Genomic DNA, 21901 nt, shown 5'->3' with positions numbered 1-21901 from the left:
CGCTGTTACAACCAGCCGCGCCGGGCTGATTTCAGCGCGGGCCGCTGATGGATAATGCCCGCTGATGTCCGCCAGCCCCACTTCACCGCTCCACTCCCTTCCCCCCATTGCCCTGTCTGTCGTCAGCCATGGCCATGGTGCGATGGTGCAGCAGCTGCTCGATGCCTTGGCCGTGCATGGGGCGGGTGGCGCCGGTGTCAGCCGTGTGGTGCTGACCTTGAACCTGCCCGAGCCCGCGCCCCTGGCACCCACCAGCGGCTGGCCCTTTGTGCTGGAGCTGCGCCACAACACCGTGCCGCAAGGCTTTTCCGCCAACCATAATGCCGCCTTGGCGGGCGCGACCGAGCCGCTGGTCTGCGTGCTGAACCCGGATGTGGACCTGCGCGGCGGCAATCCCTTCCCGGCCCTGGTGCGGGCTGTGCAGCGCCAAGGCGTGGGCCTCGCCTACCCGATGCAGGTAGATGAAAACGGCCATCTGCAGGACAGCGAGCGGGAGCTGCCCACCCCTTGGTCCCTGCTGCGCCGCTATGCGGTCAAGCGCCGGGAGACTCGGGCTGAATGGGTCAACGGCGCGATGTGGCTGCTGCCCACCCCGGTCTGGCAGGGCATTGGCGGGCTCAATACTGCGTACTTCATGTACTGCGAGGATGTGGAGCTGTGCCTGCGCTTGCGCCTGGCGGGTTGGACCCTGGCACGTGCCGATGCGGTGGTGGGGCATGCGGGGCAGCGGGCCAGCCACCGCCGGGCCCGCCATGCTTTGTGGCATATTCGCAGCTTGCTGCGGCTCTGGGCCTCGGCAGTTTTCTGGCGCGCCCGGGCCTTGCTCCGGCGCACCCCCACGGCAGCACTCACGATGACTGAATAATGATTTTCCTGGCAGTGGTCGCTTTTCTATTTACGCTGATTGGCGCGGGTTTCATCGTGCGCCGCATGCGCGGCCACGCCAAACGCTATGGCAAGGATTTGCCCCAGCGCTTCCATATGGGCAATATTCCGCGCCTGGGCGGCCTGGCCATGTTCAGCAGCCTGGTGCTGACGGTCGTTGTCGCCGGCCTGCAGAACTGGTGGGGCTACTACGGCAATGCACTGCACTGGAACCAGTGGGTGCTCTACTTCTTCATGGCCATGCTGCCCGCCGTGGCCGGCGGTATCGCCGAGGACATGACCCAGCGCATGACGGTGCGCTACCGCCTGGTGCTGACCCTGCTGACCGGCCTGCTGGCGGTTTACCTGCTGGGCATGACGGTGCCGCGCATGGGCCTGGTCTGGCTCGATACCGCGCTGAGCGCCGCGCCCTGGCTGGGCATGGCGCTGGCCGTGCTGGCCATTGCGGGCCTGCCGCATGCCTTCAACATCATCGATGGCTACAACGGCCTGGCCGGCATGGTGGCGGTCATCATCTGCGCGGCGCTCACCCATGTGGCGCTGCAGCTGGGCGACCGTGAGCTGGCGGCGATCCTGGTGATCACCGCAGCCGCCACCCTGGGCTTCATGTTCTGGAACTACCCCATGGGCCAGCTCTTTGCCGGTGATGGCGGCGCCTATGTCTGGGGCATCGTGATCGCCTTTTGCAGCATCACCCTGGTGCAGCGCCACCCCATCGTCTCGCCCTGGTTCCCGATGCTGCTGCTCATCTATCCGGTCTGGGAAACCATGTTTTCCATCTACCGCAAGCTGGCCCGGGGCGACTCGCCCGGCATGGCCGATGCGCTGCACCTGCACCAGCTGATCTACCGCCGTATCGTGCGCAGCGTGCTCGATGAAAACGCTGCGCGCCGCATGCTGCGCCGCAATAACCGGACCGCTCCGTATTTGTGGGCGTTCACTTTGCTCACCGTGGTGCCGGCGGTCCTGTTCTGGCGCAATACCTATATCCTGATCGGTTTCTGTGCGCTGTTCTGTGTCTCCTATGTCGCTGCCTATCTGGTGATCGTGCGCTTCAAGCTACCAGGCTGGATTCGCTGATCAGCAGGCAGGCGGCACTTTGGGGCACAATGCGCGTTTTGCATCTTCTCCGCTGCTGTAAAGGCCTGCAACCATGACGACTCCTTCTCTCTCCATTGCCCCGCGCGACAAGGCTGAAATTCTGGCGCAGGCGCTGCCCTACATCCGCAAGTTCCATGGCAAGACCATGGTCATCAAGTACGGCGGCAACGCCATGACCGACCCAGAGCTGCAGGCCGACTTTGCCGAAGACGTGGTGCTGCTCAAGCTGGTGGGCATCAACCCTGTGGTGGTGCACGGCGGTGGCCCACAGATCGAAAACGCACTGAAGCGCCTGGGCAAGGAGGGCAAGTTCGTGCAGGGCATGCGCGTGACCGACTCCGAAACCATGGAAGTGGTGGAATGGGTGCTGGCCGGCGAAGTGCAGCAAGACATCGTGGGCCTGATCAACCAGGCCGGCGGCAAGGCCGTGGGCCTGACCGGCCGTGACGGTGGCCTGATCCGCGCCCAAAAGCTCAAGCTCAAGGACAACAAGGACCCATCGGTCGAGCACGATGTGGGCCAGGTCGGCGACATCCTGTCCATCGACCCCAGCGTGGTCAAGGCACTGCAGGATGATGCCTTCATCCCCGTGGTGAGCCCGATTGGCTTTGGTGAGAACAACGAGAGCTACAACATCAACGCCGACGTGGTGGCCAGCAAGCTGGCAACGGTGCTGCAGGCGGAAAAGCTGATGCTGCTGACCAACATCCCCGGCGTGCTGGACAAGCAGGGCCAGCTGCTGACCGAATTGACCTCGCGCCAGATCGATGACCTGATTGAGGACGGCACGATCTCGGGTGGTATGCTGCCTAAATTGGCTGGCGCCATCGATGCCGCCAAGAGCGGTGTCAATGCCGTGCATATTGTCGATGGCCGCGTGCCACACGCGATGCTGCTCGAAATTCTGACCGACACGGCCTACGGAACAATGATTCGTAGTTATTGATACATTTGATTGCGTAATTGATTTGTGCATCTAGCAATGCACATGATTTTTATCATTTTTCTGCAGTTCTTTTGCAGTAAGATGTTACAGAGGGCCCAAGGTTGCGCTAGCAACCTGTGAGGCGAGTGCCTTACTTTTATCAATAAAAAATACCTGGCGGTGTTGGGAGACTGCGTCGGGTGCAGCCTCATATTCAACGCATGTCTGATCAAGAATCTTCTTTCGCCGCCGACCTCGTCGATGCGCCGCTAGAAGCCGCTAACCCGGCACCTACCCGTAAACGTCCAAAACCCGGAGAGCGTCGAATCCAGATTCTGCAGACGCTGGCAGCCATGTTGGAGCAGCCAGGCGCAGACCGCATCACCACGGCTGCACTGGCCGCGCAAATGTCGATCAGTGAAGCCGCCTTGTACCGCCACTTTGCCAGCAAGGCCCAGATGTACGAAGGCCTGATCGAGTTCATCGAGCAGTCCGTCTACAGCCTGGCCGTGCAGATCACCGGCCGCGATGTGCCCGACCCCGCCAAGACCGTGGAGCAGGGCATTGCCCAGGCCCACCGTGTGGTGGCCATGGTGCTGCAGTTTGGCGAGCGCAACCCCGGCATGGTGCGCGTGATGCTGGGCGACGCCCTGCAGTCCGAAAACCCCCGCCTGCAGCAGCGCATGCAGCAGTTCTTCGAGCGCATCGAAACCACCTTGCGCCAGTGCCTGCGCGTGGTGCCCGGAGCGGACGCCTCGGTCACGCCGACGGTGGATGCCAATGTACGCTCCAGCGTGCTGATGTCCTTCCTGATTGGCCGCCTGCAGCGCTTTGCGCGCTCTGATTTCCGCCGCCTGCCGACCGAGCAGCTCGACAGCTGCCTGTCCTTGATGGCGCACTGACGCCACCCAGCCCCCATCGCAAAAGCTGCTGTGCCTGTCCAGGCCAGCAGCTTTTTTCATGGCTGGAATGGCGGGGTGCTGTGGTTTACCCTTGCTTTGCACTGCAGCCGTTGGCAGCACACTGGGTTTGTGCAAGAATCAAAAAAAGAACGACCGTGCTATTTTTTGATTTATGACCAAATCCCTTGCCTCCACCCCGGGCCCTGCCGAGATCGCCAAGCTGGCCAAAGGCGCCCAAACGCGTGCTGCGATTGTGGACGCCGCCTTGTCGCTGGCCGCGCAAGAGGGGCTCGATGGCCTGTCGCTGGGCATGGTGGCACTGGCCATGGGCATGAGCAAGTCCGGCGTGTTCGCCCATTTTGGCTCACGCGAGGAGCTGCAGTGCTCGGTGGTGCGCGAATACCACGAGCGCTTTGAGCGCGAAATCTTTGTGCCCGCGCTGCAGGTGCCGCGCGGGCTGGCCCGTTTGCTGCACATGGCCACGGGCTGGATGGGCAGCACCGCCCAGCCCAATGATGCCAGCCGCCTCTACGGCAGCCTCTACATCAGTGGCGCGGTGGAGTTTGATGACCGCCCCGGCGATGTGCGCGATGCGCTGTCCGAGTCGGTGCATATCTGGATGGATGCGATGCGCCGGGCGATTGTGCAGTCGCAGACCGAAGGCCAGTTGCGCAGCGATGTGGCGCCCGACCAGGTGCTGTTCGAGCTGCACGGCATCATCTTGTCGCTGCACTACGAAACCCGTTTTCTCCATGGCCCGCTGGCGCTGCGCCATGCCGCCGCTGGCCTGCGCGGCGTACTGCTGCGCCATGCCGTCCACCCCGAGCGCGAGGCCGCGTTGATCGATGCCGCGCTCGCTCCATGCCTGGCGGCGCAGCCCGATGCGGCGGCGCCCGCTTCCGTTTCTGTTTGACCTCGTCATTTTTCCAAAGGACTTTCCATGCCTCAGTACACCCCGCCGCTGCGCGACATGCAGTTCCTCATGCAAGAAGTGCTGGGCCTGCCCGCCCGTTTTGCGCAGCTGCCCGCCTATGCCGATGTCGACAGCGGCACCATGGATGCGATCTTGGAAGAGGCCGGCAAGTTCGCGGTCGAAGTGGTGCAGCCACTCAACCTGTCGGGTGATGCCGAAGGCTGCACGCGCAACCCGGCCGATTCGAGCGTGACCACGCCCAAGGGTTTCAAAGAAGCCTATGCCAAGTACGTGGAAGGCGGCTGGGCGGCCTTGTCCTGCGACAGCAGCTATGGCGGCCAGGGCCTGCCCTTTGTGCTGAACCAGTGTCTGTATGAGATGCTCAACAGCGCCAACCAGGCTTGGGCCATGTACCCCGGCCTGTCGCATGGCGCCTATGAGGCACTGCATGTGTATGGCTCGGACGAGCAGAAAAAGCTTTACCTGCCCAAGCTCACCAGCGGCGAATGGACCGGCACCATGTGCCTGACCGAGCCCCATTGCGGCACCGATCTGGGCATGCTGCGCACCAAGGCCGAGCCGCAGGCCGATGGCAGCTACAAGATCACCGGCAACAAGATCTTCATCAGCGCCGGTGAGCACGACATGACCGACAACATCGTGCACCTGGTGCTGGCCCGCCTGCCCGATGCGCCCAAGGGCAGCAAGGGCATCAGCCTGTTCCTGGTGCCCAAGTTCCTGGTCAATGCCGATGGCTCGCTGGGTGCGCGCAACCCCATCAGCTGCTCGGGCCTGGAGCACAAGATGGGCATCCATGGCAATGCCACCGCGCAGATCGCCATCGACGGCGCCGTGGGCAGCTTGGTTGGCCAAGCCAACAAGGGCCTGCAGGCCATGTTTGTGATGATGAATGCCGCGCGCCTGGGCGTTGCCAACCAGTCGCTGGGCCTGATGGCCGTGGCCTACGAGAACGCGCTGGCCTATGCCAAGGACCGCCTGCAGATGCGCAGCCTCTCGGGCACCAAGGCCAAGGACCTGCCGGCCGATCCCATCATCGTGCACCCCGATGTGCGCCGCATGCTGCTGACCGCCAAGGCTTACAGCGAAGGTGGCCGCGCGATGATGATCGCCACCTCGGCCCAGGTGGACGAAGAGCTGAACCACCCCGATGAAGCCGTACGCAAGGCCCATGCCGCGCAGGTGGCCTTGCTCACCCCCATCCTCAAGGCCTTTCTGACCGACAAGGGTTTTGAGGTGACCGTGCTGTGCCAGCAGGTGTTTGGCGGCCATGGCTACATCCACGAAACCGGCATGGAGCAGTTTGTGCGCGATGCGCGCATCAACATGATCTACGAAGGCACCAATGGCATTCAGGCGCTGGACCTGCTGGGCCGCAAGGTGCTGGGCGACCAGGGTGCGGCACTCAAGGCACTGGGCAAGCTGGTGCAGGGCCTGGTCGAGGAAGAGGGCGTCAACGAGCGCATGGCCGATTTCATCAACCCGCTGGCGCAGCTGGCCGGCCAGATGACCGGCATCACCACCGAGCTGGGCCTCAAGGCGCTGCAGAACCCCGACGAAGTGGGCGCGGCTGCCACCGACTACCTCTGCGTGATGGGCCATCTGGTGATGGGCTACTGGTGGGCACGCATGGCCCAGACCGCGCTGCGTGCACTGGCCGAAGGCGATGTGGCCGACAAGACTTTCTATGAAGGCAAGCTGCAGACGGCTCGCTTTTACTTTGCGCGCCTGTTCCCCGAGGCAGGCCTGCGCGTGCGCACCATGCGCACCGGCAGCAAGCTCTTGATGAATACCGACGCTGCGCTGGCTTGACAGCTGCAGTGCTGCCAAAAAACACCCAAGGAGACCCTGATGCAAACCTTGCTGAAACCTGTGCTGATGGTGGCTGGCAGCTTGGCGCTGGCACTGCCAGCGCTAGCTGCGGACCTGTCGCCGGTGGGCCTGTGGCGCACCTTTGACGAGAAAAGCGGTGAGCCCAAGTCCGAGGTGCGCATCAGCGACAGCGGCGGGGTGCTCAGCGGCAAGGTGGAAAAGCTGCTGCGCAAGGGCGCTGATCCGCAGGCCGTCTGCGACCGCTGCACCGATGACCGCAAGGGCCAGCCGCTGGTGGGGCTGGAGATCATCCGGGGCGCCAAGCAGGCGCAAGGCAAGGCAGTCTGGGAAGACGGCAAGATCCTGGACCCCGAAAACGGCAGCACCTACAGCCTGAAGCTCACGCCTGCCGACAACGGCAACAAGCTCGATGTGCGCGGATCGATCGGCCCCTTTGGCCGCACGCAGACCTGGTCGCGCGTCGAATAGGTTTTGACTGAAACTGGCTGCCAGCCTGTAATTGGAAAGCGCTGGCGGCTCTCAAAAGTGGAGTAACCATGTCCCGATTTGTGGTGAAAAAAGTGGCGGTGCTCGGCGCCGGGGTGATGGGAGCGCAGATTGCGGCCCACCTCGTCAATGTGCGCGTGCCCGTGGTGCTGTTTGATCTTCCGGCCAAGGAAGGCCCCAAAAGCGCAATTGCCCAGAAGGCCATTGCCAACCTGAAAAAGCTCAAGCCCTCGCCGCTCGGCGTGGCAGCAGAAGCCGATCTGATCACGCCCGCCAACTACGAAGAACACCTGGCGCAGCTCAAAGACTGCGACCTGGTGATCGAGGCGATTGCCGAGCGCATGGACTGGAAGCGCGACCTCTACCACCAGATTGCGCCCTTTGTCGCGCCCCATGCGATTCTGGCCTCCAACACCTCGGGCCTGTCGATCACGGCGCTGTCCGAGGCGCTGCCCGAACAGCTGCGCCACCGCTTCTGCGGTATCCATTTCTTCAACCCACCGCGCTATATGCAGCTGGTGGAGCTGATCCCGACCGCAGCGACCGAGCCCCAGGTGTTGGACCAGCTCGAGAGCTTTGCCACCAGCCAGTTGGGCAAGGGCGTGGTGCGCGCCAAGGACACGCCCAATTTCGTCGCCAACCGTGTCGGCGTGGCTGGCATGCTGTCGACCATCGCCGAGGCCGATCGCTTTGGCCTGAGCTACGACGTGGTTGACGACCTGACCGGCAAGAAGCTGGGCCGCGCCAGCTCGGGCACCTTCCGCACTGCCGATGTGGTGGGCTTGGACACGCTGGCCCATGTCATCGCCACCATGCAGACGCAGCTGACGGCGCAGAGCGACTCGTTCTACGCCAGCTACACCACGCCGGCGGTGCTGACCAAGCTGATCGCCGATGGCGCGCTGGGCCAGAAGACTAAGGCGGGTTTTTACCGCAAGACCAAGATGGGCATCGAGCGCTTTGACCCCGAGCACCAGGCCTATGTGCCCTCGGGCGAAAAGGGCAATGACGTCTACACCCGCATGCTGAAAAAGCCGGCCGGCGAGCGCCTGCAGCTGCTGCGCAATAGCGAGGGTGCGCAAGGCCAGTTCCTCTGGGCCATCTTGCGCAACAGCTTCCACTACGCCGCCGTGCACCTGAAAGACATTGCCGACAATGCCCGCGATGTGGATCTGGCCATGCGCTGGGGCTTTGGCATGCAGCAAGGCCCGTTTGAGCTGTGGCAAGAGGCCGGCTGGCTGCAGGTGGCCAAGATGGTGCAGGAAGACATCGACGCGGGCAAGGCGCTCAGCACCGAGCCGCTGCCGCAATGGGTGTTTGAAGGCCCGGTCGCAGAGGCGGGCGGTGTGCACACGGCGCAGGGCTCCTGGAGCGCGGCCGAAAACCGCTTTGTGCCGCGCCGCGATCTGCCGGTCTATGCGCGCCAGCTCTTCCCCGAGCGCGTGCTGGGTGAGGCGAGTGCGCCCGCACAGGACTGGAGCACAGCAGGCCGCACCTTGGCCGAGAGCAAGGCCTCGCGCAGCTGGACCCTGGATGACCAGGTGCTGGTCTTCAGCATCAAGACCAAGATGCATGCCATCAGCCCCGATGTGATGGAAGACCTGCAGGCCGCGCTGGCGCTGGCCGAGAAGGACTTTGACGCGATGGTCGTCTGGTCGGGCGATGCCCCTTTCAGCGTGGGCGCGGATCTGCAGGCGATGATGCCGGCCTTTGTGCTGCAAGGCCCGATGGCCATCGACCAGATCGAGCAGGTGATGCAGCAGCTCTTCCTGTCAGTGCGCTATGCGCAGATCCCCGTGGTGGGCGCTGTGCATGGCATGGCACTCGGCGGCGGCTGTGAGCTACTGCTGCACTGCGCACGCCGCGTGGCGCATATGGAAAGCTATATCGGCCTGGTCGAAATGGGCGTGGGCCTGGTGCCCGGCGCCGGCGGCCTCACCAATGTGGCCTACCAGGCGGCGCGCCATGCGCAGTATTCCACCGGCACGGATCTGCTGCCCTTCCTGGCCAACGGCTTTACCGCTGCGGCCAAAGCCACGGTCGGCACCAGCGCGCTGGAGTCGCAGGCCATTGGCTACTTGCAGGCCGATGATGTCATCGTGCCGCACCGCGACGAACTGCTGTTTGTGGCGCTCACCCAGGCCAAGGCCATGGCGGAGTCGGGCTGGCGTCCACCGCAGCGCAAGCCTTTCCCGGTAGCGGGCCGCAGCGGTGCTGCCACCCTGCGCAGCACCCTGGTCAACATGCGCGAGGGCGGCTTTATCAGCGAGCACGACATGCTGATTGCCAGCCATATGGCCAATGTGGTCTGCGGCGGCGACGTGGATGCCGGCACCCTCGTGAACGAGGAATACCTGATGGCGCTGGAGCGCAAGGCCTTCACCGACCTGATCGTGAAGGAAAAAACCCAGGAGCGCATTCTGGGCATGCTGAACACCGGCAAGCCCGTCCGCAACTGAGGCCCAGCATGCAAGACCGCGCCCTGCTCTCCAACCCCCTCTCCCGCAAGCGGGAGAGGGCAGGGGTGAGGGCGGATGTCAAAGTGCAGCAAGCTCGCGCCCTGCGCCAATCCCCCACCACCGCAGAGCAACTGCTGTGGCGCCACCTGCGCAACCGCCAACTGGCGGGCGCCAAGTTCCGCAGACAGCATCCTCTGGGCCCGTACATCCTGGATTTTGTCTGCCTGGAGCATGGGCTGGTGGTGGAGGTGGATGGTGGGCAGCATGCGGATCTGCAGGCGCAAGCCTATGACCAGCAGCGCAGCGCGTGGTTGCAGCAGCAAGGCTTGCAGGTGCTGCGGTTTTGGAACCATGAGGTTGTACAACAAACGAATGAGGTGCTTGCGCAGCTGCTGCAGGCCCTCACCCCGGCCCTCTCCCGCTTGCGGGAGAGGGAGGTGAATACAGAGGACTAGTGACCATGAGTAAACAAGTTCAAGACGCCTACATCGTTGCGGCGACGCGCACGCCGATTGGCAAGTCGCACAAGGGCTATCTGCGCAATATGCGACCCGATGATCTGCTGGCCACCACGATGAAGGCCGTGCTGGCGCAGGCGCCGGGGCTGGATCCGCAGGCGATCGAGGATGTGGTCTGCGGCTGCGCGATCCCCGAAGCCCAGCAGGGACTGAATGTGGCGCGCATCAGCGCGGTGCTGGCAGGGCTGCCGGTGGGGGTGGGCGGCGTGACGGTCAACCGCTTTTGCGCATCGGGCCTGACCGCTTTGCAGATGGCGGCCGACCGCATCCGCGTGGGCGAGGCCGATGTGATGATTGCCGCCGGTGTCGAGAGCATGAGCATGGTGCCGATGATGGGCAACTCGCCATCGCTGTCACCATCCATCTTTGAGCGCGAAGGCGATGTCGGCATTGCCTACGGCATGGGCCTGACGGCAGAAAAAGTCGCGCAGCGCTGGAAGGTGAGCCGCGATGCCCAGGATGCCTTTGCACTGCAGTCGCACCAGCGCGCGCTGGCAGCGCAGCAGGCGGGCGATTTTGCCGCCGAGATCACGCCGATCACCGTGACCGACCGGGGTGTGGACATTGCCAAGGGCGAGGCGGTGAGCCGCTCGCGCACCATCAGCCTGGATGAAGGGCCGCGCCCGGACACCTCGATCGAAGGCCTGGCCAAGCTGCGCACCGTGTTTGCGGCGCGTGGCTCGGTCACTGCCGGCAACAGCTCGCAGACCAGCGATGGCGCCGGTGCGCTGCTGGTGGTGAGCGAGGCGGCGCTCAAGCGCTTCAACCTGACGCCGCTGGCCCGTTTCGTCAGCTATGCCAGCAAGGGCGTGCCGCCCGAGATCATGGGCATCGGCCCGATTGAGGCGATCCCGGTCGCGCTGCGCCATGCTGGCCTGTCCTTGCAGGACATGGACTGGATCGAGCTGAACGAGGCCTTTGCCGCGCAGTCGCTGGCCGTCATGCAGCAACTGGGCATGGACCCAGCCAAGGTCAACCCCATGGGCGGCGCGATTGCGCTGGGCCACCCGCTGGGTGCCACGGGCGCCATCCGCGCCGCCACCGTCGTGCATGCGCTGCAGCGCAACAAGCTCAAGTACGGCATGGTGACCATGTGCGTGGGCATGGGGCAGGGCGCGGCGGGCATTCTGGAGCGCGTCTAAACCGGCGCAGGCCAGGGCATCTGTCGCCCACTAGGCTGCAACAGATGCCGTTGGCTGCTAATGTCGGGTGGCAGAAAATGCAACTGCAAGACCGGTCTTGAAAGGCTTGGTACGGGCATATGGCGTTTTCAGCGGATTCGAAAATTTCTGCGAAAGATGTCCGAATGAGTGAACTCTCCACCTCCAGCGAACGCCATGCCTTTGACCGTGCCATGGCGATGGAAGCGACCGGCCCGAACCAGTATGCGGCGCAGGCCAGCAGGGACTACTGGAACATGGTCGGGCCCTATGGCGGCATCACAGCAGCCCAAGTGGCCCAGGCCGTGCTGCAGCACCCGCAGCGCCTGGGGGATCTGGTGGCGATCACCGTGAACTACGCCGGCGCGGTGGGCGAGCGCCCTTATGTAATCGAAGCCATCCCCGCCCGCACCAACCGCAGCACCCAGCACTGGATCATCACCCTGCGCGAGCAGGACGCGCAAGGCCAGTGGTCCACCACGACCACGGCGACAGCGATGACGGCCCTGGCGCGCGATACCTGGTCGGACGACGAATACGCCATGCCCGAGGTGCCGCCTGCGAGCGCGGTGGAGCGCTACACCACCGACTTCCGCGTGGAATGGCTGAACCGCTACAACATCCGCCCGCTGCTGGGTGGCTACCCGACCGAGTGGGATGGCGCGAGCAGCCCCAGCCTGAGCCGCATGTGGGTGGGCGACGAGCCCCCGCGCCCGCTGGATGTGCCGGCGCTGACCTCGCTGTGCGATGTGTTCTTTCCCCGCATCTGGCTGCGCCGCGCCAAGCGCGTTCCGGTGGGCACCGTGTCCTTGACGGTCTATGTGCATGCCAGTGCCGAGCAACTGGCCGCCGTGGGCAGCCAACCGGTGCTGGCCCAGGCCCAGGGTCAGGGCTTTCGCGATGGTTTTTTTGACCAGACCGCGCAGATCTGGTCGCCCCAAGGCGTTTTGCTGGCCACCAGCCACCAGCTGGTCTATTACAAGGAATAAAGCGCTCCAAATCCGGTTAGCATGCCAGCGTCTTCGGTGTGCGCCCTGGCAGCGGCCCGGGCCCGGCACCGACCCCTTTTTTGAGAGACTGTTATGACGATCCAATCCTCCTGCGACGATATCCGGGTGCTGGCCGAAGCGGGCATCTGCACCATCACCTTCAACCGGGTGGCCAAGAAGAACTCGCTGACCGGCGCCATGTACCTGGCCTTGGCGGAGATCCTGCAGCAGGCCGCCAGCAGCGCCGATGTGCGTGTGGTGCTGTTCCAGGGCGATGCCTCGGTGTTCACCGCTGGCAACGATCTGGGCGATTTCCTCCACGGCCCCAAGCCCGATGACAATGCGCCGCCGTTCCAGTTCCTGCAGGCGCTGGCTGCCTTCCCCAAGCCCATCGTTGCGGCCGTCTGCGGCCCGGCCGTGGGCATTGGTACGACGATGCTGCTGCACTGCGATCTGGTCTATGCCGGTGACAACGCGATGTTCTCGCTGCCCTTCGTCAACCTGGGCTTCTGCCCCGAAGGTGCATCCAGCCTGCTGCTGCCGCAGCTGATGGGCCACCAGCGTGCCTGCGAGGCCTTGCTACTGGGCGACCCCTTCATGGCTGAGGCGGCACTGGAAGTGGGCCTGGTCAACCGCGTGGTGCCACCGACCGAATGCAACACCATCGCCCAGGCGCAAGCCGCCAAGCTGGCCGCCAAGCCACTGGCTTCGTTGATGGCGAGCAAGCGCCTGCTCAAGAGCGGCCAGATGGCTGCCGTGCAGTCGCGCATCGCCGAAGAAGGCCGTGTGTTTGCCGATCTGCTGCAGCAGCCCGCTGCCAAGGAGGCAATGCAGGCCTTTATGGAAAAGCGCAAGCCCAACTTCAGCGGTCTGTAATCGCTGCTTAGGCTGCCTTGGTGGGCGCCAGCTTGCCAATGCGGCAGCCCTGCGCCGCCAGCAGCGCACCAAACGCCGGCGAGCGCAAATAGGCCCATTCCACCGGCCGCTGCTGACCAATCGCGTCCTCCGGCATCGGCGTTTGTGCTGGGTGGCACATCAACAGACTGCCGTCTTGGCATTCGGCCAGCCATTGCGCCATCAGGGCGCCATAAGCGGCCTCCGTCGGCGCATCAAACCCATAGACCCCCCCAAAGCCCTGGTTGGTGGCCCAGTGCTGGCGCTGCAGCTGGTGGCTCAGGCGGTAGCCGCCCAGCAGCGCGATCGTGGCCGATTTGGCCTGCCAGCGCAAAGCGCCCACAGGGGCCGTGGAGCGGATCCAGATCTGCCGGGCGGCCGCGCCATAGCGGGCGCTGAGCTCGGCCAGCATCGCTTTGCGCACGCCGGGCAGCTGGTGCACATGCTGGTGGCCATCCACATAGACGGGCGGCATGCCCAGCGCATCCTCAAAGGCATCGAGCTGGCGGCGCCAGGCATCGCGCAGCGCAGTGGCAGACAGCCGGGCGGTATAGGCCTGGCTGAGAATGCGCGTGATGGGGGTATCGGGCGCTAGGCCATGGCCTTCGGTCAGGTTGAAATGCAGGCCCAGGTCCAGCTGGTCGCGCACCGCAGGCAAGGCCCGCGCCGCTGTGAGCCAGCCCGGGGCCGTGGTCATGCAGCTGGTGGCAGACAGGCGGCCCAGCGCCGCCAGCTCCAGCACGGCGGCATCAACGGCCGGGTGCAGCGCAAAATCATCGGCGCAGAGGGTGATGTTCTTCATGGTGCTCAGTGCGGTGCAGCATGGGCAAATGCCCAGCACTTGGCCGCGACAAAGGTGAATATCGCTACGACGACAAGCACCGCGACCAGGCTCCAGGCATAGTGCCAGTGCAGCTGGTGCAGGGCCAGGTAGTACAGCAGTTCATTGAGGGCGAAAGAGCTGCAGGCGACCAGAAAGAAGCGCGGCAACGCCTGGGCATGCGGCGCTTTTTTATCGGCAAAGGTCAGCCAGGCGTGGCCGCTGTAGCTGACCACAAAGGCGACCAGAAAAGCCAGCACATTGGCCAGCAGCGGCGCCATGCCCGCGCCGCCGACCAGGAGCAGCACTACCATCAAGTGGGTGGCTGCCGCCGAGCCGCCCACGGCAATGAACTGCAGGCCTTGCGGCAGCCTGCGCAGGCGCTCGGCCAAGGCAGCGATCAGCAAGTTCAGGACTCCGGCGGCATCGGCGCGACCGGTGCTGGCGCCGTGGCCGATGCGGGCACATGCGGGGGCGCAGCGGGTTCGCTGCTCACGGGGCTGCGGTCGTCGTTGTTCGCCACGATGTACAAAGGCCGGCGCTTGACCTCGTCATAAATGCGGCCGATGTACTCGCCCAGCATGCCGATGGACATCAGCTGCACGCCGGAGAACAGCATCAGGCCGGCGGCCAAGGTCGGCCAGCCGTCGATGGGGTTGTCCAGCACGATGGTCTCGATGGTGATGTAGATGCCGTAGATGATGGCCATCACCGAGATGCAAAAGCCCACCAGGCTCCAGATGCGCAGCGGCAAGGTGGTGAACGAGGTCAGCCCCTGGAAGGCCAGTGCAAACAGCCGGTGAAAATTGAAGCTGGACTGGCCGCTGCGCCGGCTATCGGGCACAAAGGGCAGGGCCACGCTCTTGAAGCCGACCCAGGCGTACAGGCCCTTCATGAAGCGGTTGCGTTCGGGCAGCTGGCGCAGCGCATCGACGACCTTGCGGTCCATGAGCCGGAAATCGCCCGCGTTCTCGGGGATATGCACGGCGTTGTCGCGGTTCATCAGGTAGTAGAACAGCCAGGTGCCCCAGCGCTTGGCCTTGGCCTCGCCGGCGCGGTCGGCAATCACGCCGTAGACCATGTCATAGCCGCTCTGCCAGAGCTGCACCATCTCGGCAATCAGGGGCAGGGGGTGCTGAAAATCCGCATCGATCAACAGCACGGCATTGCCGCGCGCATAGTCGAGCCCGGCGGTCATCGCCGCTTCCTTGCCAAAATTGCGCGCCAGCTGGATGTAGTGCAGCGGCAGCTGCTGGCCCAGGCGCTGGGCCACCTCGTCGGTCGCATCCTTGCTGCCGTCATTGACCAGCACGATCTCGCAATCGACCGAGAGCGCGCGCACCGTCTCGTACAAGGCGGGCAGAAAGGCTTCCAGGTTGCTGGCTTCGTTATAGGCGGGCACCACGCAGCTCAGGCGCAAGGGCGGCCGAGGCGCCGTGCGGGTGGTGGGCGGAGCGGGGGGCAGGGTGTCGGGCATAGATGTGCTGTATTTGCGCGCAGTCTAGCGCATGGCGCAGCGGCATCCCAGCAGAATCTGCGATTGCCGTGCCAGGCGCTTGACTGCATACTGCGGTGGATGAGCACCGCCACCTTGCCTACGCCGCACCTTGAAGCACCAGCCTATGTCTCTATGCAGGGTCTGGATAACGCCTATGTTGAAGGCCTGCGCGATATCTTTGAAGAGCGCATCGTCTTCAACAAGCTGCTGGGGCTCAAGCTCCAGGCTGTGCAGGACGATGCGGTCTGGGCCAGCCTGGAGATGCGCAATGAGCTGATCGGCCACTTTGGCCTGCAGCGCGTGCATGGTGGCGTCATCAGTGCCAGTCTGGATGCGCTGGGCGGCATCGCGGTGATGGCGGCCTCTGGCGCCAAACATGCGGGGGAGCCGGTGATGCAGCGCCTGATGCGTTTTGCCAAACTGGGCACCATTGATTTGCGGGTGGACTACCTGCGCCCCGGCACGCATGGCCCCTTTGCACTGCAGGCCCGCGTGCTGCGGCTGGGCTCGCGCGTGGCCACCACGCGCTCGGATTTTTGCGACAGCAGTGGCCAGGTGCTGGCCACCGCCACAGCGGCCTACATCGTGTCCTGATGCGGGCTGGCGGGCAGGTCGGATGTTGGGAAATGTGAGATTTGTCCGACTCATGAAAGTATTGATAGGAAAGGCCGCCATAGTTGCCTGCTGTTACCACTAGTGTCAAATTATGTGAACACCTCAGCTATAAATTGAATAGCATGTAGAAGCTTTTCACAAGGAGAACCGATGGCTGTACAAAACCCTTTTTTCGGCGGGCGCCGTGACAATGACGCTTCCGCCTCCAAGTTCATGGGAGGCAATGCCTCCAGTTCATCGGGCAGCACCTTGCCCAGCACCGCAGCCGGCTCTGCGAGCTCCGTGCTCGGCGGCAACCTGAGCGGCCACAAGGCCGAAGAGTCCAGCAACCCTTCTCCTACCTCTTCCTATACCAGCACCGTGACCCCTGACACCACTCCCGGCACCGGCAGCAAACTGACTGTTGGCCCCAATATCAAGCTCAAGGGCGTCGAGATCACCGATTGCGACACCTTGGTGGTGGAAGGCACGGTTGAGGCCACGATGGATTCCCGCGTGATCCAGATCGCCGCTGAAGGTGCATTCCGTGGCTCTGCCGAGATCGACATCGCCGAGATCCATGGCGAATTCGAAGGCAACCTGACCGTGCGCGACAAGCTGGTCATTTTTGGCAGCGGCCGTGTACACGGCAAGATCCGCTACGGCAAGGTCATCATCGAAGAAGGCGGCCAGCTGACCGGCGAGATCGAGTGCTCCAACAGCACGCGCAAGCCCCTGGCCGCCAGCACCACGACCACCAAGACGGAAAAGCCGGCCGAAAGCCTGGCCTGATCGCTGAGGCCCCCGGCCTCCCGCTTGTGAAAAAGCCGCTGCAGCGCAGGTTTGCGTTGCAGCGGCTTTGGTGTTTATAGGCCGGTAGCTTTTGGCCAGTGTCCGATCAGACCGGCAGCGGCGGCACGGTGCGGGGATGGCCTTCCTCATCGATGGCGACATAGGTCAAGGTCGCCTCGGTCACCTTGAAGAACTGGCCTTGCTTGGAAAGGCGCTCGGCAAATACCTCCACCTGGACCGTCATCGACGTGGTGCCCACGCGCACCAGCTTGGCGTAGAACGACAGGATGTCGCCGACACGCACCGGCTGCTTGAAGATGAATTCATTCACCGCCACGGTGACAGTGCGGCCGCGCGAATGGCGCAGCGGCAGCACCGAGCCGCCCAGATCCACCTGCGACATCACCCAGCCGCCAAAGATATCGCCGTTGGCATTGCAGTCAGCAGGCATGGGAACAACGCGCAAAACCAGCTCTTTGTCCTGGGGTAGCTCGTTGGATGCGGTGCGTGGGGTATTCATGGTCACAATGGAGGTCTATAACAAACCCACAATTGTCTCCGATGCGACGTTATGCCGAGGCGCCTGCCGCCACAAGCCCTACCCCTAGTGATGGGAAAACTCTGACCGCTGGCGACGGACGTACCTTGAAGCGCCTGCTGCCCTATCTCTGGACCTACAAGTGGCGGGTGCTGGCCGCCCTGGTGCTGATGGTGGGGGCCAAGGTCGCCAATGTCGGCGTGCCGGTGCTGCTCAAGCATGTAGTCGATGCGCTCGACATCCGCCCTGGCAACCCGCAGGCCTTGCTGGTGGTGCCGATGGGCCTGCTGCTGGCCTATGGCGGGCTGCGGCTGCTGACCTCGGTATTTGGCGAGCTGCGCGAGCTGGTGTTCTCCAAGGCCACGCAGGGCGCTGCGCGTGCAATTGCGCTGCAGACCTTTGAGCATCTGCATGCGATGAGCCTGCGCTTTCACCTGGAGCGCCAGACCGGCGGCATGACCCGCGATATCGAGCGCGGCGTCAAAGGCGTTGAGTCGCTCATCTCGTACTCGCTCTACAGTATCGTGCCCACCTTGATCGAGCTGGCGCTGGTGCTGGGCATTCTGGCCGTGCAGTTCGATATCTGGTTCGCCATCATCACCATCGTGGCGCTCACGGTCTACATCACCTTCACCGTCGTGGTCACCCAGTGGCGCACGCACTTTCGGCGCGAGGCCAACCTGATCGACTCCGCGGCGCACAGCAAGGCCATCGACTCGCTGCTGAACTACGAGACGGTGAAGTACTTCAACAACGAAGCCTTTGAAGCCCAGCGTTATGACGGGGATCTGGAAAAGCTGCGCCGCTCCCGCCTCAAGAGCCAAAGCAGCCTGAGCCTGCTCAACAGCGGCCAGCAGCTGATCATTGCGGTGGCCTTGGTGGCCATGCTCTGGCGCGCCACCCAGGGCGTGGTCGATGGCCGGCTGAGCCTGGGCGATCTGGTGATGATCAATGCCTTCATGATCCAGCTCTATATCCCGCTCAATTTCCTGGGCACCTTGTACCGCGAGATCAAGCAGAGCCTGACCGACCTGGACCGCATGTTTGTGCTGATGGACCAGCAGCGCGAGGTGGCCGATGCCCCAACCGCCCAGCCGCTGGCGCTGCAGGCCGAGCCCGAGCTGCGCTTTGACGATGTGCATTTTGCCTACCACCCGGACCGCCCCATTCTGCAGGGCCTGAGCTTTGTCGTGCCTGCGGGCAAGACCGTCGCCGTGGTAGGCCCCTCGGGTGCTGGCAAATCCACCTTGGCGCGGCTGATCTTCCGCTTCTACGATGTGCAGTCGGGCGCGATCCGCATTGCCGGCCAAGACATCCGCGATCTGACCCAGGACAGCCTGCGCCGCGCCATCGGCATCGTGCCGCAGGACACCGTGCTGTTCAACGACACCGTCGCCTACAACATCGCCTATGGCCGGCCCGGCGCCTCGCAAGAAGAGATCGTGCAGGCCGCGCAGGCGGCGCGCATCCACGCGATGATTGCCGCTTCGCCCGAAGGCTATGCCACCCGTGTGGGCGAGCGGGGGCTCAAATTGTCAGGGGGTGAAAAGCAGCGCGTGGCGATTGCCCGCACCTTGCTGAAGAACCCGCCCATCCTCATTTTTGACGAGGCGACCTCGGCGCTGGACTCGGCCAACGAGCGCGCCATTCAGCAGGAACTGCAAAAGGCCGCGCAGGGCAAGACCACCTTGGTGATCGCCCACCGCCTTTCCACCGTGGTGGATGCGCATGAGATTTTGGTGATGGACGCCGGCCGCATTGTGGAGCGCGGCACCCATGCGCAGCTGCTGGCGCTGGGCGCGCGCTATGCGAGCATGTGGGCATTGCAGCGCACGGATAAGCAAACACCATAATTGGTCGCTGCTTGCGATAGTGGGGTGCTAAGGTTTTTGTACCAGGATCGGAGTCGATTCAAGCAAAGGCAGCGATCAGAATAAAGGGGTCTCCATGGACATATCCGCCTTGCAAGAGCGTTTGCGCCACTTTGCTGCCGCCCGCGACTGGCAGCCCTACCATGCGCCCAAGAACCTAGCGATGGCGCTGATGGTGGAGACGGCAGAGCTGATGGAGTTGTTCCAGTGGAGCACCCTGACCGAGTCGCGCGGTCTTACGCGCGACCCTGTCCAGAAAGAGCGTGTGGCCGATGAAATCGCCGACGTGCTGCTGTATCTGCTGCAGTTGGCAGACCACACGCAGGTGAATATTGAAGAGGCGGTGGAAGCCAAGCTGCAAAAAAATGCCCAAAAACACCCCGCCAAGCACCCGCATAAGGAGAGGCAACCAGTGGGCAAGCGCGTGCATTTGCTGGTTGACTGGGAGAACGTGCAGCCAGAAGGCCAAGCACTGAAGGCCTTGGTGCCCGAGGCCAGCCATGTCTGGTTGCTCCATGGCCCTTTCCAGAAGGTCAATACCAGCAGTCATATCGAGTGCTTTGATGACGAGCGGGTCGTGACGGTTCCGCGCTCCGGATCCGGCAAGAATGCGCTGGATTTTCAGCTTTGCTTTTATGCCGGCTATCTCTCGTCGAGCCGAAAGGGCGATGAGTTCGTGATCGTCTCCAATGACAAGGGCTATGACGCGATGGTGGAGCATGCGAGGCTGCTGGACTTCGCCGTGCGGCGCAGCGATTACCGCAAGGCGGCACCTGTGGCTTCGATGAAAACTGCCCCGGTAAAAAAGTCGCCCGCTGCCCTTACGCCCTTGCCTCCTAGCGCCGCGCAGATAGCTTGGCGTCTCATCAAGCACCGCAGAAATAGTGGAGCCTCGGGCCAGCCATGGTCCGCTGAAGACATGTATGCCGCCGCTTTCCGCTTGATCGGGGAGTCTATTCCCGCCAAAGCCGAACTCGCCCAACGTGCCTGCGCTTTGGCGCAATTGCGAATCAAGCTCCAGGGTCTGGAGCTCATGGCGTGCCCAGAGTTGGGGCGTCCCGCCGTTGTCGCGTCCTGCGGTGATGGCAATGCAGGGGCTGTCAGTGCAGTTGGAAAAGTGATCGCTAAAGAGTCTGTCCAGCCAGTAGCAGCAGCTCCCGCCAAGGCTGCGATATCCCCTGCGATATCGGTGCCCGCGCTGGTTGCCGCTGGTGCCAAACGGGTCGCCACCGCACTGCAGAAGATGCATGCACACCTGCCAGGTACACAAGCCGCCTTGCTAAAGACGATTCGGACGGTCATTAGACAGCAAGAACAGGTGCCTGACCTGACACAACAGGTCTTCTCCGAATTGATCCGCCGTCAGGATGTGCAATGCCTGCCTGAGGGCAAGCGGGTGCGATTTCCCAGGCTGGAAGCGGCTAGAAAGAAAGCGAATCCGACGCCTGCAGAAAGCCAGCCAAAGCAGGTGCCAAAAAAGCAGGCGCTGAAGAAAGTGGCGGCTAAAAAGACGGTTGCTAAACCAGCGCTTAAAAAGCCGCCCGCGAAAGCTGCGCCCAAAAAAGTTGCGAAAAAAAGCGGCGCTAAAAAATCGCAGGTTTCAGCATCAACGCCGCCAGCGAAGTAGCGCAAACAGGAGCAGGAATGAAGCTGGGGCGGGCTTAGCGCTTAATGCGCGACAGCCGCTTGGCATTGCGCACGGCCTTGGCATGCACGGGAGAGATACCGGCATTGAGCACATCGGTCACTGCCTGTACCTGCTGCGTCACCATGCGGGAGGTGGCCTTGCCCACGCCAAAGGCAGCCAGCGGGCTGCTGTTGGCGTTCAGCATCGGTGTGGTGTACATGCTGGCAGCGGTCTGCCAGTAGGAGGTACAGGCCTGCGCCCACATGCCCATCCAGGACTCGTAAAAGGCCGCCACCTTTTCACTGCCCATGCGGTAGAACTCCTGCTGGTCGCGGGCGGAGGGATGGGTGCCCGCGAGCATCATGCGGCCCACGCGCTGCGCAACCACCTGGGGGGCAGCCAGGCTGAGCTCCAGGCTTTTGTGGGCCAGATTCTGGACCTTGGCTTGGGTTTTGTGTTGGGCGTTCATGGCATCCACAGCGGAGTTGGTACTGGGGAAATTGTAGAAAGGAATGAAGAATGCTGCATTGCAACAATTTCACCTAGCTGCGTCCATGGTCTTTAATTAGATTGTTGATTTATTGAGATAATTTAAATTTTTGCACCAAGATTGTGCGGTAGTCCTGGGGCTTGTAAGGGGCTAGGACGGCGCATTGTTTGCAATGCCCTGCGCATCCTGTTGCGCCAGCGCCGCCAGCTCGGCATCACTGAACACCCGCGAACGCGTATGGAAGGCCTTGCCCTCGGGGCCTTCGAGCGAGAAGGTGCCGCCGCCGTGGGTGTCGATCACATCGATGATGAGCTGGGTGTGCTTCCAGTACGCATACTGGGAGGTGCTCATGTAAAACGGACAGCCGCCGATATCGCCCAGGTAGACATCACCCTGGCCAATGGTCAGCTCGCCCAGCAGATAGCAGTTGGCTGCGCTGTTGTCGCAGCAGCCGCCCGATTGGTGAAACATCAGGCCAGGGCCATGCTTGTCTTTGAGCAAGGCAATCAGCGCTTGCGCGGCCGGGGTGGCCACCACTTTTTCCACAGTCATCGTGCTGTCTCCGGTGAGGGCAGGCGAGGCCTTGCC

General features: G+C 63.3%; 22 protein-coding genes and 1 pseudogene. 17 read left to right on the top strand and 6 right to left on the bottom strand.

The features are described 5' to 3' along the window. The first annotated feature begins 64 nt into the window (after positions 1 to 64). From EDF71_RS06380 to EDF71_RS06325, 12 genes are all read left to right on the top strand, one after another. Positions 65 to 865, top strand: a complete 801-nt coding sequence (locus EDF71_RS06380; protein WP_243854198.1) for a glycosyltransferase — start codon at positions 65 to 67, stop codon at positions 863 to 865. Beyond that, the gene (locus tag EDF71_RS06375; RefSeq protein ID WP_133855767.1) at positions 865 to 1965 is read left to right on the top strand and encodes a glycosyltransferase; all 1101 of its coding nucleotides are present in this window, start codon (positions 865 to 867) and stop codon (positions 1963 to 1965) included. The genes EDF71_RS06380 and EDF71_RS06375 overlap by 1 nt, the downstream gene beginning before the upstream one ends. A gap of 73 nt (positions 1966 to 2038) precedes the next feature. Then, positions 2039 to 2932, top strand: a complete 894-nt coding sequence (gene argB / locus EDF71_RS06370) for an acetylglutamate kinase (protein ID WP_133855766.1) — start codon at positions 2039 to 2041, stop codon at positions 2930 to 2932. A gap of 200 nt (positions 2933 to 3132) precedes the next feature. Beyond that, positions 3133 to 3813, top strand: coding sequence for a nucleoid occlusion factor SlmA (slmA, locus tag EDF71_RS06365; protein WP_133855765.1), 681 nt, complete (start codon positions 3133 to 3135; stop codon positions 3811 to 3813). 172 nt (positions 3814 to 3985) lie between these two features. Then, on the top strand, positions 3986 to 4726 hold the full coding sequence (locus tag EDF71_RS06360) for a TetR/AcrR family transcriptional regulator (protein WP_133855764.1): 741 nt from the start codon (positions 3986 to 3988) through the stop codon (positions 4724 to 4726). Between the two features lie 27 nt (positions 4727 to 4753). Then, entirely contained in the window at positions 4754 to 6556 is a 1803-nt protein-coding gene (locus EDF71_RS06355; RefSeq protein WP_133855763.1) for an acyl-CoA dehydrogenase C-terminal domain-containing protein, read from the top strand. 66 nt (positions 6557 to 6622) lie between these two features. Then, entirely contained in the window at positions 6623 to 7045 is a 423-nt protein-coding gene (locus EDF71_RS06350) for a DUF2147 domain-containing protein (protein WP_133855951.1), read from the top strand. 68 nt (positions 7046 to 7113) lie between these two features. Beyond that, the gene (locus tag EDF71_RS06345; RefSeq protein ID WP_133855762.1) at positions 7114 to 9522 is read left to right on the top strand and encodes a 3-hydroxyacyl-CoA dehydrogenase/enoyl-CoA hydratase family protein; all 2409 of its coding nucleotides are present in this window, start codon (positions 7114 to 7116) and stop codon (positions 9520 to 9522) included. 8 nt (positions 9523 to 9530) lie between these two features. Next, a complete protein-coding gene (locus EDF71_RS06340; RefSeq protein WP_133855761.1) occupies positions 9531 to 9977 on the top strand; it encodes an endonuclease domain-containing protein in 447 nt (148 codons plus the stop codon). A 5-nt stretch (positions 9978 to 9982) separates the two neighbouring features. After that, complete coding sequence (locus EDF71_RS06335) at positions 9983 to 11182, top strand: acetyl-CoA C-acyltransferase (RefSeq protein ID WP_133855760.1); 1200 nt, start codon at positions 9983 to 9985, stop codon at positions 11180 to 11182. Positions 11183 to 11346: 164 nt separating this feature from the next. Then, positions 11347 to 12189 carry a thioesterase family protein gene (locus EDF71_RS06330; protein ID WP_133855759.1) on the top strand — a complete coding sequence of 281 codons (843 nt, stop codon included), beginning with the start codon at positions 11347 to 11349 and terminating at the stop codon, positions 12187 to 12189. Between the two features lie 93 nt (positions 12190 to 12282). Beyond that, positions 12283 to 13065: an enoyl-CoA hydratase gene (locus tag EDF71_RS06325; protein WP_133855758.1), complete on the top strand. Its 783-nt coding sequence runs from the start codon at positions 12283 to 12285 to the stop codon at positions 13063 to 13065. A gap of 7 nt (positions 13066 to 13072) precedes the next feature. Here the strand turns inward: EDF71_RS06325 and EDF71_RS06320 are convergent, their stop codons facing one another. From EDF71_RS06320 to EDF71_RS06310, 3 genes are read right to left on the bottom strand one after another with little or no spacing between them, the layout of a single operon-like run. Next, positions 13073 to 13885 carry a ChbG/HpnK family deacetylase gene (locus EDF71_RS06320; RefSeq protein WP_133855757.1) on the bottom strand — a complete coding sequence of 271 codons (813 nt, stop codon included), beginning with the start codon at positions 13883 to 13885 and terminating at the stop codon, positions 13073 to 13075. 5 nt (positions 13886 to 13890) lie between these two features. Beyond that, the gene (locus EDF71_RS06315) at positions 13891 to 14307 is read right to left on the bottom strand and encodes a GtrA family protein (protein WP_133855950.1); all 417 of its coding nucleotides are present in this window, start codon (positions 14305 to 14307) and stop codon (positions 13891 to 13893) included. 5 nt (positions 14308 to 14312) lie between these two features. After that, positions 14313 to 15380 (bottom strand): glycosyltransferase family 2 protein, encoded by a 1068-nt coding sequence (locus tag EDF71_RS06310; protein WP_133855756.1) that lies wholly within the window; start codon positions 15378 to 15380, stop codon positions 14313 to 14315. 153 nt (positions 15381 to 15533) lie between these two features. On the opposite strand from EDF71_RS06310, the gene EDF71_RS06305 reads away from it, so the two are divergent. Further along, positions 15534 to 15995 (top strand): thioesterase family protein, encoded by a 462-nt coding sequence (locus EDF71_RS06305; protein WP_243854209.1) that lies wholly within the window; start codon positions 15534 to 15536, stop codon positions 15993 to 15995. 171 nt (positions 15996 to 16166) lie between these two features. After that, on the top strand, positions 16167 to 16787 hold the full coding sequence (locus EDF71_RS06300) for a polymer-forming cytoskeletal protein (protein WP_133855754.1): 621 nt from the start codon (positions 16167 to 16169) through the stop codon (positions 16785 to 16787). A 106-nt stretch (positions 16788 to 16893) separates the two neighbouring features. On the opposite strand, the gene EDF71_RS06295 is transcribed toward EDF71_RS06300, so the two are convergent. Then, a complete protein-coding gene (locus tag EDF71_RS06295; RefSeq protein ID WP_133855753.1) occupies positions 16894 to 17307 on the bottom strand; it encodes an acyl-CoA thioesterase in 414 nt (137 codons plus the stop codon). A gap of 41 nt (positions 17308 to 17348) precedes the next feature. On the opposite strand from EDF71_RS06295, the gene EDF71_RS06290 reads away from it, so the two are divergent. From EDF71_RS06290 to EDF71_RS24955, 3 genes and pseudogenes are all read left to right on the top strand, one after another. Then, positions 17349 to 19178 (top strand): ABC transporter ATP-binding protein/permease, encoded by a 1830-nt coding sequence (locus tag EDF71_RS06290; protein ID WP_133855752.1) that lies wholly within the window; start codon positions 17349 to 17351, stop codon positions 19176 to 19178. Between the two features lie 94 nt (positions 19179 to 19272). Then, a pseudogene (locus EDF71_RS25390) lies at positions 19273 to 19590 on the top strand (nucleotide pyrophosphohydrolase); the annotation flags it as partial. Positions 19591 to 19608: 18 nt separating this feature from the next. After that, positions 19609 to 20823 carry a PIN domain-containing protein gene (locus tag EDF71_RS24955; protein WP_243854208.1) on the top strand — a complete coding sequence of 405 codons (1215 nt, stop codon included), beginning with the start codon at positions 19609 to 19611 and terminating at the stop codon, positions 20821 to 20823. 34 nt (positions 20824 to 20857) lie between these two features. Here the strand turns inward: EDF71_RS24955 and EDF71_RS25275 are convergent, their stop codons facing one another. Both EDF71_RS25275 and EDF71_RS06275 read right to left on the bottom strand, forming a co-directional pair. After that, positions 20858 to 21292: a polyhydroxyalkanoate granule-associated phasin gene (locus EDF71_RS25275; protein WP_208301002.1), complete on the bottom strand. Its 435-nt coding sequence runs from the start codon at positions 21290 to 21292 to the stop codon at positions 20858 to 20860. 171 nt (positions 21293 to 21463) lie between these two features. Next, the gene (locus EDF71_RS06275) at positions 21464 to 21865 is read right to left on the bottom strand and encodes a DUF779 domain-containing protein (protein ID WP_133855751.1); all 402 of its coding nucleotides are present in this window, start codon (positions 21863 to 21865) and stop codon (positions 21464 to 21466) included. Between the last annotated feature and the right edge of the window lie 36 nt (positions 21866 to 21901).

It is taken from the genome of Comamonas sp. JUb58 (genome assembly GCF_004364775.1).
Lineage (GTDB): Bacteria > Pseudomonadota > Gammaproteobacteria > Burkholderiales > Burkholderiaceae_C > Comamonas.
The sequence above is the reverse complement of the archived record's forward strand: the minus strand, read 5'-3'. Positions and strand labels throughout refer to the sequence as shown.

Bases quoted from the DNA above. Each gene is read 5' to 3' on its own strand.
- EDF71_RS06330 (WP_133855759.1), top strand. From the start codon at position 11,347: ATGAGTGAACTCTCCACCTCCAGCGAACGCCATGCCTTTGACCGTGCC.
- EDF71_RS25275 (WP_208301002.1), bottom strand. From the start codon at position 21,292: ATGAACGCCCAACACAAAACCCAAGCCAAGGTCCAGAATCTGGCCCAC.
- EDF71_RS06380 (WP_243854198.1), top strand. From the start codon at position 65: ATGTCCGCCAGCCCCACTTCACCGCTCCACTCCCTTCCCCCCATTGCC.
- EDF71_RS06305 (WP_243854209.1), top strand. From the start codon at position 15,534: ATGCAGGGTCTGGATAACGCCTATGTTGAAGGCCTGCGCGATATCTTT.
- EDF71_RS06295 (WP_133855753.1), bottom strand. From the start codon at position 17,307: ATGAATACCCCACGCACCGCATCCAACGAGCTACCCCAGGACAAAGAG.
- EDF71_RS06375 (WP_133855767.1), top strand. From the start codon at position 865: ATGATTTTCCTGGCAGTGGTCGCTTTTCTATTTACGCTGATTGGCGCG.
- EDF71_RS06350 (WP_133855951.1), top strand. From the start codon at position 6,623: ATGGTGGCTGGCAGCTTGGCGCTGGCACTGCCAGCGCTAGCTGCGGAC.
- EDF71_RS06275 (WP_133855751.1), bottom strand. From the start codon at position 21,865: ATGACTGTGGAAAAAGTGGTGGCCACCCCGGCCGCGCAAGCGCTGATT.
- EDF71_RS06355 (WP_133855763.1), top strand. From the start codon at position 4,754: ATGCCTCAGTACACCCCGCCGCTGCGCGACATGCAGTTCCTCATGCAA.
- EDF71_RS06360 (WP_133855764.1), top strand. From the start codon at position 3,986: ATGACCAAATCCCTTGCCTCCACCCCGGGCCCTGCCGAGATCGCCAAG.
- EDF71_RS06345 (WP_133855762.1), top strand. From the start codon at position 7,114: ATGTCCCGATTTGTGGTGAAAAAAGTGGCGGTGCTCGGCGCCGGGGTG.
- EDF71_RS06335 (WP_133855760.1), top strand. From the start codon at position 9,983: ATGAGTAAACAAGTTCAAGACGCCTACATCGTTGCGGCGACGCGCACG.
- EDF71_RS06340 (WP_133855761.1), top strand. From the start codon at position 9,531: ATGCAAGACCGCGCCCTGCTCTCCAACCCCCTCTCCCGCAAGCGGGAG.
- argB (WP_133855766.1), top strand. From the start codon at position 2,039: ATGACGACTCCTTCTCTCTCCATTGCCCCGCGCGACAAGGCTGAAATT.
- EDF71_RS06325 (WP_133855758.1), top strand. From the start codon at position 12,283: ATGACGATCCAATCCTCCTGCGACGATATCCGGGTGCTGGCCGAAGCG.
- EDF71_RS06310 (WP_133855756.1), bottom strand. From the start codon at position 15,380: ATGCCCGACACCCTGCCCCCCGCTCCGCCCACCACCCGCACGGCGCCT.
- EDF71_RS06290 (WP_133855752.1), top strand. From the start codon at position 17,349: ATGCGACGTTATGCCGAGGCGCCTGCCGCCACAAGCCCTACCCCTAGT.
- EDF71_RS06320 (WP_133855757.1), bottom strand. From the start codon at position 13,885: ATGAAGAACATCACCCTCTGCGCCGATGATTTTGCGCTGCACCCGGCC.
- slmA (WP_133855765.1), top strand. From the start codon at position 3,133: ATGTCTGATCAAGAATCTTCTTTCGCCGCCGACCTCGTCGATGCGCCG.
- EDF71_RS06300 (WP_133855754.1), top strand. From the start codon at position 16,167: ATGGCTGTACAAAACCCTTTTTTCGGCGGGCGCCGTGACAATGACGCT.